Source organism: Streptomyces sp. NPDC058470, from assembly GCF_042721055.1.
Taxonomy (GTDB): Bacteria; Actinomycetota; Actinomycetes; order Streptomycetales; family Streptomycetaceae; genus Streptomyces.
Window position 1 is genome coordinate 56,462 of the sequence record NZ_JBHXMF010000031.1, and the last position, 13,514, is coordinate 69,975.

Consider the following 13,514-nt stretch of genomic DNA (forward strand, 5'->3'; position numbering starts at 1 on the left):
TGACAATGGGGGAATGTCCACGCCCACCCTCGTTCCCGCGCCCCCGCTGTCGATCGGCCCGCACACCGTCCAGCCACCCGTCGTCCTGGCCCCGATGGCCGGCATCACGAACGCGCCCTTCCGCACGCTGTGCCGGGAGTTCAGCGGCGGCAAGGGACTCTTCGTCAGCGAGATGATCACCACGCGGGCGCTCGTCGAGCGCAACGAGAAGACCATGCAGCTGATCCACTTCGACGCGACCGAGAAGCCGCGTTCGATCCAGCTGTACGGGGTGGACCCGGCGACCGTCGGCAAGGCCGTCCGCATGATCGCGGAGGAGGGCCTCGCCGACCACATCGACCTGAACTTCGGCTGCCCGGTCCCCAAGGTGACCCGGAAGGGCGGCGGGTCCGCCCTCCCGTACAAGCGGAACCTGCTGCGGGCGATCCTCCGGGAGGCCGTGAGCGGGGCCGGTGATCTCCCCGTCACGATGAAGATGCGCAAGGGCATCAACGACGAACACATCACGTACCTGGACGCCGGGCGGATCGCGGTCGAGGAGGGCGTCACGGCGATCGCCCTGCACGGCCGGACCGCCGCCCAGCACTACGGCGGCACGGCGGACTGGGACGCCATCGCGCGCCTCAAGGAGCACGTGCCGGAGATCCCCGTCCTCGGCAACGGCGACATCTGGTCCGCCGACGACGCGGTGCGGATGGTGCGGGAGACCGGGTGCGACGGGGTGGTCGTCGGGCGCGGGTGCCTGGGGCGGCCGTGGCTGTTCGCGGACCTGGTGGCCGCCTTCGAGGGGCGTCAGGAGTACGCCCGCCCGACGCTCCGTGAGGTGGCGGCCGTGATGGTCCGGCATGCGACCTTGCTGGGTGAGTGGATCGGCGACGAGGCGCGTGGCGTCATCGACTTCCGCAAGCATGTCGCCTGGTACCTCAAGGGCTTCGCCGTCGGCTCCGAGATGCGGGGGCGCCTCGCCGTCACCTCGTCCATCGCCGAACTCTCCGACGGGCTCGCCGAGTTGGACCTCGACCAGCCCTGGCCGCTCGGCGCGGACGGGCCCCGCGGGCGTACGTCCGGCAACAACAGGGTTGTCCTGCCGGAGGGTTGGCTCAAGGACCCGTACGACTGCGCGGGGATCGGCGAGGACGCGGAACTGGACACGTCCGGTGGGTAGTTGACCTCGACAGGGGGAATCCGGCTCGCCGAAGATGTGCGGGTGACGGACAGCGTGGTGTGGGTCGGGGTGTTCACCGGTGCGACCGCGGTGCTCGCCAGTTGGGTGACCACTGTGGGCAACGCACGGGCGGCGAAGGTCCAGGCGGAGGCATCCGCGCAGGCCGAGCACCGGGGCCGGGTCCGGGAGATCCGGCGGGCCGCCTATCTGGACCTCATGGAACAGGCGCACAGCACAGGCCAGCTGTACTGGAGAGTCGGCGAAGCGTTCTTCCATCTGGTCGACCCCACCGAGCGACTGACGCACATTCAGGAACTCCGCACCGAGCTGCGCAGCGCCTTCGACCCCCTCATGCGCTGCGTCCGGGTCATCGTGCTGGAGGGTCCGGCCCCGGCCGCCGAAGCGGCCGAAGCCCTCATGCGGGCGGCAGCGGAGACCAACAGTGCGCTGGCGCGGGTTTCGGAGAGCGGCGACCCGGGATCCCGCGAACTCTTCGGCGAGACCCACGGGGCGTTCCGCGACAGGCTGGAACAGTTCATCGGGGAAGCCCGTACGGCCATGGTCGCCTCGTAGCCGCGCAAGCATGACCGCCTTGTGGCGTCGCAAGGGGAATCGCCCGCTCGACGGGTCGGTTGACCAACTCGTACTCGCTCGTACTCGCGATCCCCAAGGAGCCGCCATGTCCGACGCCGACGGAATGCCCGGTGCCGACGGAATGCCCGGTGCTGACGAAAAGCCCGTCGCCGCCGAACCCGCCGTCCGTGAACTCCGCCTCGTCGTCACGGCGGCCGACTACGACGCGGCGCTGCACTTCTACCGCGACGTCCTCGGCCTGACCGAGCGCGGGGCGTTCTCCGCGCCCGACGGGCGGGTCACCATCCTCGACGCCGGCCGGGCCACCTTGGAGCTGACCGACCCGAACCACGCCGCCTTCATCGACGAGGTCGAGGTCGGGCGGCGGGTGGCCGGCCATGTGCGCGTCGCCTTCCAGGTGGACGACTCCGCCGCCACCACGGCGAGGCTGGCCGCGGCCGGGGCTGAGGTGATCGCGGAGCCGATGCGCACCCCCTGGAACTCGCTGAACTCCCGGCTGGAAGCACCGGGAGCCCTTCAGCTCACCCTTTTCACCGAGCTCACCGAACCCGACGATTAGGGCTGGGGCCTACGCTCCCCCCACCGCCGTCAGCAACGCCAGCGGTGCCGCCGCCGACCTCGACTCCCTTACGCATGCGTGCGGGTAGGGCACCGGCTCACTGTGGGTGCCGCGGCCGTAGCCCGCGAGGACCTCGGGGAGGCGGTGGCCGGCGGCCGTGGCGGCGTCGACCAGGGCGTGGGCGACGGTACGCGCCTCGTCGTGCAGGCCGTACCTCGCCAGGCCCAGGGTGATCAGGGCGTTGTCGTGCGGCCAGACGGAGCCGCGGTGGTACGAGAGCGGGTGGTACGCCGCCTGCCCGGAGGCGAGGGTGCGGACGCCCCAGCCGGAGAAGAAGTCGGGTTCCAGGAGGCGCCGGCCGACCAGCTCGCCGTACTCCTTGTCGAGCAGGCCCGACCACAGCAGGTGGCCCGCGTCGGAGGCGAGGGCGTCCACGTGGCGGCCGTCACCGTCCAACGCCAGGGCGGGGAAGGAGTGTTCGGGCATCCAGAAGTCCCGCTGGAAGCGGTCCCGGAGGTCGCCGGCGGCCTGTTCGAGGAGGGCCGCGTAGACCTCGTCGTCCCAGACCGTGCGGGACAGGTGCGCGGTGCGGCGCAGCGCGTCGTATGCGTAGCCTTGCGCGCCCGCCGCCATCACCGGGCCGGAGGGGCGGCTGCCGTCGGCCGAACAGATGGCCCCCGGGGAGTCCTTCCAGTTCTGGTTGGCGAGGCCGCCGCCGTCCGCGCGGTAGACGAGATAGCCGCGTGAGGTCAGCCCGCCGTGGTCCAGCATCCAGCCGATCGCCGCACGGGCGTTGGCCTCAAGGCGGCGGGCCACGCTCACATCGCCGGTCTGCTCGGTGTAGGCGCCGAGCAGCACCAGGAACAGCGGCGTCGCGTCCACCGAACCGTAGTAACGCCCGTACGGCACCTGCCCGAAGTGCGCCAACTCCCCGTGCCGCACCTCGTGCACGATCTTGCCGGGCTGGGACACCGCCTCCGCGCCCACCTCGGTCGCCTGCGTCGCGGCGAGTGCGGGCAGCGTGGCGGCGGCGAGCTGGGGGCGGTAAGGGAGTGCGAAGAGGGAGGTCAGGAGCGCGTCACGGCCCAACAGGGCCAGGAACCACGGCACTCCGGCGGCCGGGACGCGCAGTTCCTCGCCGTCCGGACTGTGGGCCGGTACCTGGAGCGCGGCCAGGTCGGACAGGCCGCGCGCGCAGGCTGCGGCCAGCTCCGGCCAGCCGGTCGGGAAGGGCACGCCTTCCGTGAACTCCCCTTCGAGGGCGAGGAGTTGGTCGTTCGCGGCGGCGGGGGACAGCGGTACGTCGGGCTCGTGTGCGGCGCCGTGCGGACGCGCCGCGACCCGCAGCGACAGCTCCGCGCTGCCGTGCGGCTGGAGTTCCAGGGTCCATACGAGGCGACGGGCGCCCGTGCCCGTCTCCTCCACGCCGTCCGGGGCGGGCTCGGAGGTGACCGTCGTACAGGATCGCCATTCACCGCGCTGATAGCCGAACTCCACGCCGTCGTCGAGGACTTGGCGGGTGCGGACGACGCCCGTCTTGGCGTATGTGCGGTAGTCGGAGCGCAGCTCGAACTGGTCCGTGAAGTCGGCGTCCGCGGTGACCGCGACGCGGACCGTGGTGGGCGCCGGGCGGTTGCTGGTGACCCGCAGCGCCTCCACGAACCCGCCCTCGGCGACGGCCTGTTCACGGAAGACCGTGTACGCGGGCGGCTCGTTGCGGCCGCCGCGGGGTACGAGCACACAGCGCGCCGTGTCGCCGTCCGCGACCGGCGTGAGTGCCTCGGGCACCGCGCCGTCCAGGGTCAGCTGCCAGCGGCTCAAATGTCGTGCGTCGCGCACGAATAAGCCGTCCGGGGAGCTGCCGCCCCGCACCCCGTTGATGTCCCCGCCGTCGCCCACGGCGGCGAACGTGCCACCGTGCACGAGCAGATGATGCCGGTCCGTCATCCCCGGTCCCCTCCCTTGGCGCCCGTCTCGAATGCGTATGCGCGCGCGTTCCCGTAGGTGCTCGCGCTGTGTGCCCTGTCGAACGTCTCGTGTCCCGGGTGGGAGGCGAACTGGTCCGCCCCCGTGGGTGAGTGCAGCAGGTCCAGCGTCAGCGCGGCCGTCCAGCTGAAGCCGAGTGCTCCGCAGGCCTCGCGGGTGTAAGGGTCCACGTACTCCGCGAACCCGGACTCCCCGGCGGTGTCGAGCAGCGCTGCCCGCAGGCCGTCCGCGCGCGCCTGCTCGCCGTGCAGCCGCAGGCCGCGCTCCAGCAGCCAGTTGGTGTTGAACCAGGCGGGACCGCGCCAGTAACGGTGCGGATCGAATGCGTCCCCGGTCAGGTCGTAACTCGGCACGAGCTGCGTGGCGTCACCGAGCCCGAAGTGCGACCCGCTCGCGGTGCGCACGAGGGTGGCGGCGATGTCGCGGGGCAGCGCGGGGAGGAGAAGCGGGATCAGGCCGGAGACACTGCGCGCCGGGATCAGCTCCCCGGCACATCCGTCCCGCTGTGGGCCCTGGCCCTCACCACGGGCGTACACGTCCCGGCAGAAGAACATCCCCTCCGCCGGGTCCCACAGCCGCTCCACCAGCGCCGCCGTGAGGCGCTCCGCGCGGGCGTGCCGGGCGGTTCCGGCCGCGCCCAGTTCCTGTGCGATGTGGGCGAGGGCGTGCTCGGAGGCGATCAGCAGTGCGTTGAAGGAGGGGTCCTCGACCGCGAACTCGCCGCCGCCGTCGGCGTACCCACCGTCCCGGTAGTTCGTGGCCAGTCGCACATAGCGCCCGTAGTCCAGATCCGTCGGCCGGGTCTCGGCGGCCCCGTGGTCGAGGTCGGCGCGGCGGAAGGAGCGGGCCGGGGCCGGGGTGATCCGGCTCAGCGGGGCGTCCCAGCAGGGGCTGTTGTCCATGCCCTGCTCCCAGGGGTGGACCACCGAGGCCAGACCCCCGCCGCCCAGGTCCCGGCGGTGCAGCAGATAGCGGTGCCAGGCCGCCAGGCGCGGATAGACGCGGGAGAGGAAACCGCGGGCCCGTGAGAGGCCCGGGTCGGCCTGGTGCACCAGCCACGCGGCGAGCGCGTGCACCGGTGGCTGCACGATGCCCGACGTCTGTACGGTGCGCGGGGCGCCCGCGGCGGCCCCCGCGGTCGAGGAGCGCCAGAAGTCGGGGCTCGGGAAGTACGCGTCGAGCGGCACGGAGGGGTTGAAGACGATGTGCGGGATCCGGCCGTCGCCCCACTGCGCGCCGAGCAGTGTCTCCAGCTCCGTCTGCGCCCGAAGGGGGGACAGGTGGCGCAGCCCGATGGAGATGAAGGCGGAGTCCCAGGACCACTGGTGCGGGTACAGACCGCGCGAGGGCACGGTGGACGTTCCCGTCCAGTTGCCGTTCAGTACCCGGGCCGCCCTGAGGTGCAGCGAACCCGCCGTCTCGGCAGGATCGTATACAAGTGTTCCGGTGCGGGTCACCTCGGCCCGACCGGGCGAGGTGGGTGGTCCCGAGGCGGCCAGGGGTGTGCCTGAGGTGCGTACGGAGGTGGTGATTCCCGTGCGCAAGGCGGTGAGCTGGGTTGTGCGGTCCACTCAGGTCTCCCGGAAGACATCCTGCCGACCAGTTCGGCTGTAGCTACCGTAGGGTTACGTCTATTTAACACGCAAAACTCAATATGTAATGCAGAGTTGAGGAACGCAAGAGGGTGGGCATGTCAGGAAGGGCGGACAGGACCATGAGGGCAGGGAATCAGGCAACCGCCGGAGAGCTGCTCGAACTGGTGCGCAGCGGACGCGCCACGACGCGCGGGGCGCTGCAACAGGCCACCGGTCTTTCCCGGGCCACGGTCGGCCAGCGCCTCGACCGGCTCTTCCGTGCGGGCTGGCTGCGCGAGGGCGCCGGCGGCCCGGTGGGCTCACCGCTGGGCGGGCGCCCCTCCATCACCCTCGAATTCGACGACGCCCACGCCGTCGTCCTCGCCGCCGACCTCGACACCCGGCACGGCCGGGCGGCCGTCCTCACCCTGACCGGCGAGATCCTGGCCGAGCAGTCGGGACTCCTGGTCATCGACGAGGGCCCGGAAGCGGTCCTCGGCGAGCTCGGCCGCTGGTTCGCCGACCTGCTGGTGAAGGCCGGAAAACCCGCTGAAGCCGTGTGCGGCATCGGACTCGCGGTGCCGGGTCCGGTCGACAGCGACACCGGCCGGGTCGTGCAGCCGCCGATCATGCCGGGCTGGGACGGTTACGACATAAGAGGCCGGCTGGGCCGCGCGTTCGCCCATCACGCGGGCGCCAGGCCCGGCGTCCCCGTACTCGTCGACAACGACGCCAATCTCATGGCGTACGGGGAGCAGCGCACCGGCTACCCGGACTGTTCGGCGTTCGCGCTGGTCAAGGTCTCCACCGGTATCGGCGCGGGAATGGTCGTCGGCGGCACCATCTACCGGGGGATCGACGGCGGCGCCGGTGACATCGGGCACATCCGGGTGGGCGCCGACGTGCTGTGCCGGTGCGGATCACGGGGCTGTCTGGCCGCCGTGGCCAGTGGCGGTGCGGTGGCGCGCCGGCTCGTCGAGTCCGGGGTGGCGGCCGCCTCGGGATCGGATGTGCGGGATCTGCTGACGTCGGGGCACCCGGAGGCGATGGCGCTCGCTCGGGAGGCGGGGCGCCAGGTGGGTGACGTACTGGCGACCGTGGTGACGCTGCTCAACCCCGGTGTCCTGATGATCGCCGGAGATTTGGCCGGAACTCCCTTCCTTACGGGCGTACGCGAACTGCTGTACCAGCGGGCGCTGCCCCGCTCCACCGCTCATCTGGACGTGGTGACCTCGCGGCTCGGCGAGCGGGCCGGTCTGGTCGGGGCCGGGGCGCTGGTCGTGGAGTACCTGTACGCGCCGGAGCGGGTCGAGGAGCGGTTGGCGGCGCTGGGGGTGTGACCCGCTGGGTGCTCCGCGCGTGACCGGCACCGGCTCGGGGCTCGGGCTAGGGCATCGGCGTTGGCTCGGGCATCGGCGTCGGCTCGGGCATCGGCACGGGCTCGGGCTAGGGCATCGACGCCGGCTCGGGCTAGGGCATCGGCACGGGCTCGGGGAGTCGTGTGACATCCATCGGCTCATCGAGTCGTGTGACATCCGTGTGACGTGTCCACATCGTGGTCCGCATGGTGAAATCTGGCCTTCGTTCCGGCGTGATTCTCGCCACGCTTGATAGGGAGTAGGCTCAGATGAGCGGATCATGAGCGGCTGCACTTCTCCAAAGGGTGGCACTCAGTGCCACCCCTTGATCGTTCAGCAACTGAACTCAGGCGTAGCAAGGGTCGCTCAGATGAGTGGATAAGCCGGTCTGTGAGGGTCGGCACGTTCAAGAAGTGAAAACATCGCCACCTCATCGCTTGCCAAGCCTTGACTTTCGATCTGGTGGCGGACGAGTGGTTACAGGCACATGACGCACAAGTGGACGTACCCAGATGCCTTCGATCTGGGTATGTTCCCCGTCGTCAGGGCAGCCACCGCGACGTCGAGGAGTCGAGACTCGTGTCGGAAAACAAAGATCCCCACGTAGCTGAGAGCGCGGTCGAAGGCGTGAAGTTCGTTTATGACTTCACCGAGGGCAACAAGGACCTCAAGGACCTCCTCGGCGGCAAGGGAGCGAACCTCGCCGAGATGACCAACCTGGGTCTTCCCGTCCCCCCGGGCTTCACGATCTCCACCGAGGCATGCAAGACCTACCTCGACAGCGGCGAGGAGCCGGCGGCACTGCGTGACGAGGTGAGTGCGCACCTCGACGCGTTGGAGCAGCGGATGGGCAAGACCCTCGGGCAGGCCGATAACCCTCTGCTCGTATCCGTCCGTTCCGGGGCGAAGTTCTCCATGCCCGGCATGATGGACACCGTCCTGAACATCGGGCTCTCCGACAAGTCGGTGCAGGGCCTGGCCCAGCAGGCCGGTGACGAACGCTTCGCGTGGGACTCGTACCGCCGTCTCATCCAGATGTTCGGCAAGACGGTCCTCGGCGTCGACGGTGAGCTCTTCGAGGACGCGCTGGAGGCGGCGAAGGCGGCCAAGAAGGTCACCGTCGACACGGACCTCGAAGCGGCCGACCTGAAGAAGCTGGTCACGAAGTTCAAGAAGATCGTCAAGACCGAGGCCGGGCGGGATTTCCCGCAGGACCCGCGCGAGCAGATGGACCTAGCCATCCACGCGGTCTTCGACTCCTGGAACACCGACCGCGCCAAGCTCTACCGCCGCCAGGAGCGCATCCCGCACGACCTCGGTACGGCGGTCAACGTCTGCTCGATGGTCTTCGGCAACCTCGGCCCCGACTCGGGCACCGGAGTCGCCTTCACCCGTGACCCGGCCTCCGGGCACCAGGGCGTGTACGGCGACTACCTCCAGAACGCGCAGGGCGAGGACGTCGTCGCGGGCATCCGCAACACGGTCCCGCTCGCCGAGCTGGAGCAGATCGACAAGAAGTCGTACGACCAGCTCATGCAGATCATGAAGACCCTGGAGAACCACTACAAGGACCTCTGCGACATCGAGTTCACCATCGAGCGCGGGCAGTTGTGGATGCTCCAGACGCGCGTCGGCAAGCGCACGGCGGGCGCGGCCTTCCGTATCGCCACGCAGCTCGTCGACCAGGGTCTGATCGACGAGGCGGAGGCGCTGCAGCGGGTGACGGGCGCGCAGCTCGCACAACTGATGTTCCCGCGCTTCGACGACCAGGCGAAGGTCGATCAGATCGGCCGGGGAATCGCGGCCTCGCCGGGTGCGGCCGTGGGCAAGGCGGTCTTCGACTCGTACACCGCGATCAAGTGGTCGCGTTCGGGCGAGAAGGTCATCCTGATCCGCCGTGAGACGAACCCGGACGACCTCGACGGGATGATCGCGGCCGAGGGCATCCTGACCAGCCGTGGCGGCAAGACCTCCCACGCGGCCGTGGTCGCGCGCGGCATGGGCAAGACGTGTGTGTGCGGCGCCGAGGAGCTCGAAGTCGACACCAAGCGGCGGCGGTTGACCTCGCCGGGCGGTGTCGTGGTCGAAGAGGGCGACGTCGTCTCGATCGACGGCTCGACGGGCAAGGTGTACTTGGGCGAGGTCCCGGTCGTCCCGTCACCGGTCGTCGAGTACTTCGAGGGCCGGATGCACGCGGGCGCCGACGACGCCGACGAACTGGTCGCCGCCGTGCACCGGATCATGGCGTACGCGGACCGCGTCCGTCGGCTGCGGGTGCGCGCCAACGCGGACAACGCCGAGGACGCGCTGCGGGCCCGTCGCTTCGGCGCTCAGGGCATCGGCCTGTGCCGTACCGAGCACATGTTCCTCGGCGACCGCCGCGAGCTCGTGGAACGGCTGATCCTGGCTGACACGGACGCCGAGCGCGAGGAGTCGCTCAAGGAGCTGTTGCCGCTCCAGAAGCAGGACTTCATCGAGCTGTTCGAGGCGATGGACGGCCTGCCGGTGACGGTCCGGCTCCTCGACCCGCCGCTGCACGAGTTCCTGCCGGACATCACCGAGCTGTCGGTCCGGGTGGCACTCGCGGAGTCCCGCAAGGACTCCAACGAGAACGACCTGCGCCTCCTCCAGGCCGTCCACCGCCTGCACGAGCAGAACCCGATGCTGGGCCTGCGCGGCGTACGCCTGGGCCTGGTCATCCCCGGCCTCTTCACCATGCAGGTACGGGCGATCGCCGAGGCCGCCGCCGAGCGCAAGAACGCCAAGGCCGACCCGCGCGCCGAGATCATGATCCCGCTCGTCGGCACCGTGCAGGAACTGGAGATCGTCCGCGACGAGGCCGACCAGGTCATCGCCGAGGTCCAGGCCGTCACGGGCACCGAACTCAAGCTCGCCATCGGCACGATGATCGAACTCCCGCGCGCCGCGCTGACGGCCGGGCAGATCGCCGAGGCGGCCGAGTTCTTCTCCTTCGGCACGAACGACCTCACCCAGACGGTCTGGGGCTTCTCCCGCGACGACGTGGAGGCCTCCTTCTTCACCGCCTACCTGGAGAAGGGCATCTTCGGCGTCTCCCCCTTCGAGACCATCGACCGCGACGGCGTCGGCAAGCTCGTACGCGATGCCGCCGTCGCCGGCCGCGAGACCCGCCCCGACCTGAAACTCGGCGTCTGCGGCGAACACGGCGGAGACCCCGAGTCGGTCCACTTCTTCCACGAAGTAGGACTCGACTACGTCTCCTGCTCCCCGTTCCGGATCCCGGTGGCCCGCCTGGAGGCGGGGCGCGCGGCGTCGTCATCATCGGGCAGCGACCACCGCTGACCCACCACTGAACCCCCGGGACTGTTGTCGGGTCACCCCGACCCTCACCGACTTGATGGCGGTTCCGGTGCACGAAGGAGGGGCGGCACCCTGTGCGGGGGTGCCGCCCCTTCGGGCTTCTGCGAAGACTGTCAAGCTAGGTCGCTAAGCAGGAGGTATGGCGTTTGCTTGCGTTGGTTGTCGCTGGGCATGCGTGAGCCCGTTGTGCCCTCCAGAAGACTGGAAGGACCGTAGGCTGACCGCCCGTCACACGTGCCCGCAGTTCATGGCTCTGATGAGAAGTCTCCAGATATCACCACGGGTTGCCCTCTTGCGATCGATACTGGTCTGGGCGCCAACAGGGGAGGGCCATGGAGACGTTCGACCTGACTCGTTTGACCGACTTCGACTTTGAAGCGGTCTGTAAAGACCTGCTGGAAGAAGAGCTCGGCGTACGGCTTGAGATTTTCTCTGCTGGTGCAGATGGCGGTGTCGACTTGCGTCACCTCCGCCCGGCGGGGGAGTCGCTCATTGTGCAGTGCAAACATTGGCACAGGTCGGGGCGCGCAAAGTTGATTGAGCATATCGAAAATGTCGAATCCGTGAAGGTTGAAAAACTGAAGCCTCAGCGGTATATCCTGGCTACCTCGGTTCCGCTCACCAAGGGAGCGAAAGATAAGCTGTTCGATGCGTTGAAGCCTTACGTGCTAACGCCCAGCGATATCTATGGGAAGGATGAAATTGATGCGCTTCTTCGAAAGCATGACCACGTGGTCCGCAGGCACCTGCGTCTCTGGCTAACAAGCGCGTCCGTCCTCAATTCATTGCTAGCTAAGAATGTCTTGACGCGATCTCAGGCATTGGCTCGTGAGTTCGATAAGACGCTTTGGACTTACGCGATCAATCCTAGCTATGCGAGAGCTCTGGAGGTTTTGGACGATAAGCGCGTATGCGTGATTGCGGGAATTCCTGGAATTGGAAAAACAACTCTAAGTCGGGTCCTCAGTGCGCATTACATGGCCTTGGGGTATGAGTTGGTGGAGATTTCCGAGGATGCTGATGAAGCGAATCGCATGTGGGATGACGAGCTGAGTCAAGTTTTCTACTACGATGATTTCCTTGGCCAAACGACCTTTGATGAGAAGCTCGGAAAGAATGAGGATAGTCGCCTTCTCTCGCTGATGAGGCGTGCCTCTAGCAGCCCGAACAAGCGATTCATCCTTACGACGCGTGAATACATTCTTGCTCAGGCTAGGCGGCGGTATGAGCGTCTCGATAGGCATTCGTTTGACGTTCACACCTGCGTTATTGACCTCGAAGATTACACCTATAGGGCTAGGGCTTCGATTCTCTACAACCACGTTTACTGTTCGCAGCTTCCGCAGGCCGTCAAAGAGTCCATTGCTGACCCGCGTGTCTATAACCAGATCATTGAGCATCGAAATTTCAATCCCCGAATCATCGCTGCAACCCTAGCGGACCATGAGTTTCTATCAGGTCGCCCTGAATCGCTGGTTGACGACCTGATTGCTAATCTCGAACACCCACAGCGGATTTGGGATCACATTGTGCGGAATCAGCTTGACGAGACTGATGTCAAGCTTCTGAAAATTATGCTTTCCTTCCTTGGGGACCTTCACCTCAGCGTTCTTGAGGAACTTTGGGTTGAGCTTGGTGAGTCCCTAAGGACTTTGCGGCGCGCCTTGAATGTGCTCGACGGAACGATGTTGAAAAGTGTGCAGCAGATTCCTGGCGTGTACGTAGGTTTTCATAATCCGTCAGTCCGGGACTACCTGGTGAGCTATGTCAAATCAGACATGGAAGAGATGGTATCCCTTGTGTCAATCGTGAAGAGGTTTGAGCAGCTGGAGGCGCTCTGGGCCCTGTTTCCCCCCACCGTCAACGTGGCCGTAGCGGATGTCTATAGGAAACGAAAGGAGCAATTTGAAGATGTAGCGTCAGGCGTTTTTCATGCCGAACCTGCCTATCAGCAAAAAAAGGACTACGTCCGTCGGGCCTGGTTGTGCCTGGAGTTGGGCAGAGGCGTTAATTCGCAGGTGATTCAGAATCTTGCGCTCGATGCGGCGTCCGTTGAAAACCTCGTATTGAATGCTTCGGATTCAACTGACCTAGTCTCACTACTGCAATCTCTCTCACGCGATGAGGAGCCGAGAGTTCGGGAGATTCTAGTAGAGTGTATCGAATGGGCAGTCGAATGGATCCTGAGCGATCTGAGTGACTGGAATCTCATTCAAGAGGCGGATGAATTCCTGCGTGCAATCGAAGAATACGATCCCACGGCCGAGGTGTCGGAGGCCCTAGATAGACTCGACTCGATACGCGATGACTACGCTGAGGGAGCCTTTGAAGATTGGGCGGAGACTCGCCGGGATCCCACAGGGTCTGGGTCGGAAATGAAGCAGATTATTGGCTATTACGAAGGTAGCGATACGGATGCGCCAGTCGATCGTGATGATTACGGGGTAGTTTTGCAGCGACTGGATGATTACGATTCAACACATCGGCCAAATTATTCGACTCCGCGAATTGAACGTGCCATCTCCGCTCGGAGTGAGGCGAGAGAAATTCAAAGCATGATGCAAACACTTCGCACGTCGTCTGATTAAAGAATTCTAGGGCGATCACCATCACCGGGCAGGTGGTAGAGCGGACCGAGTAGCTGAACGAGGTCATAGGCGGCGTCCTCTGCGTCCAGCGCTCGTGCGTCTCCCCTGGATGCTGAGCAGCTGGTCGATGCCTGCTCAACGTGACGGGGAACGAGGCCACCAGGGAGACCTCGTATCCGTCGCGCACCAGCCACTCCGTGTGCACCCCCGCCCCGCCTCCCACGTCCAGCACGCGCGCGGGCGCCGGCGGCAGCGCGTACGTCTTGAGCGGGGATGCCGCCCCTCCGCGTTTTTGTGGCCGCCGGTACCACCAACCCGTCAGGACGGTGGTGCCGGCGGCGCCCTCCTGGT

8 protein-coding genes and 1 pseudogene are annotated in these 13,514 nt (G+C 67.0%); 6 read left to right on the forward strand and 3 right to left on the reverse strand.

The window, feature by feature from the left end:
• The first annotated feature begins 13 nt into the window (after positions 1-13).
• The 3 genes from dusB (at position 14) to ACFWP7_RS22995 (ending at position 2,318) form a co-directional block, all read left to right on the forward strand.
• Positions 14-1,165, forward strand: coding sequence for a tRNA dihydrouridine synthase DusB (gene dusB, locus ACFWP7_RS22985; RefSeq protein WP_384383841.1), 1,152 nt, complete (start codon positions 14-16; stop codon positions 1,163-1,165).
• A gap of 42 nt (positions 1,166-1,207) precedes the next feature.
• Positions 1,208-1,738, forward strand: a complete 531-nt coding sequence (locus tag ACFWP7_RS22990; RefSeq protein ID WP_384383843.1) for a hypothetical protein — start codon at positions 1,208-1,210, stop codon at positions 1,736-1,738.
• A gap of 142 nt (positions 1,739-1,880) precedes the next feature.
• Positions 1,881-2,318: a VOC family protein gene (locus ACFWP7_RS22995; RefSeq protein WP_384383975.1), complete on the forward strand. Its 438-nt coding sequence runs from the start codon at positions 1,881-1,883 to the stop codon at positions 2,316-2,318.
• 9 nt (positions 2,319-2,327) lie between these two features.
• On the opposite strand, the gene ACFWP7_RS23000 is transcribed toward ACFWP7_RS22995, so the two are convergent.
• A complete protein-coding gene (locus tag ACFWP7_RS23000; protein ID WP_384383846.1) occupies positions 2,328-4,265 on the reverse strand; it encodes a glycogen debranching N-terminal domain-containing protein in 1,938 nt (645 codons plus the stop codon).
• On the reverse strand, positions 4,262-5,875 hold the full coding sequence (locus tag ACFWP7_RS23005) for a hypothetical protein (protein WP_384383849.1): 1,614 nt from the start codon (positions 5,873-5,875) through the stop codon (positions 4,262-4,264). Before ACFWP7_RS23005 ends, ACFWP7_RS23000 begins: the two co-directional genes overlap by 4 nt.
• 143 nt (positions 5,876-6,018) lie before the next feature.
• On the opposite strand from ACFWP7_RS23005, the gene ACFWP7_RS23010 reads away from it, so the two are divergent.
• The 3 genes from ACFWP7_RS23010 to ACFWP7_RS23020 all read left to right on the forward strand — a co-directional run bounded on the left by ACFWP7_RS23010 (position 6,019) and on the right by ACFWP7_RS23020 (position 13,163).
• On the forward strand, positions 6,019-7,218 hold the full coding sequence (locus ACFWP7_RS23010; protein ID WP_384383851.1) for an ROK family protein: 1,200 nt from the start codon (positions 6,019-6,021) through the stop codon (positions 7,216-7,218).
• A gap of 597 nt (positions 7,219-7,815) precedes the next feature.
• A complete protein-coding gene (gene ppdK / locus ACFWP7_RS23015; RefSeq protein ID WP_384383854.1) occupies positions 7,816-10,557 on the forward strand; it encodes a pyruvate, phosphate dikinase in 2,742 nt (913 codons plus the stop codon).
• A 350-nt stretch (positions 10,558-10,907) separates the two neighbouring features.
• A complete protein-coding gene (locus ACFWP7_RS23020) occupies positions 10,908-13,163 on the forward strand; it encodes a restriction endonuclease (RefSeq protein WP_384383856.1) in 2,256 nt (751 codons plus the stop codon).
• Here ACFWP7_RS23020 and ACFWP7_RS23025 read toward each other — a convergent pair.
• Positions 13,163-13,416 (reverse strand): annotated as a pseudogene (locus ACFWP7_RS23025) (class I SAM-dependent methyltransferase); the annotation flags it as partial. The gene ACFWP7_RS23020 and the pseudogene ACFWP7_RS23025 sit on opposite strands and share 1 nt — an antisense overlap.
• Positions 13,417-13,514 lie beyond the last annotated feature (98 nt).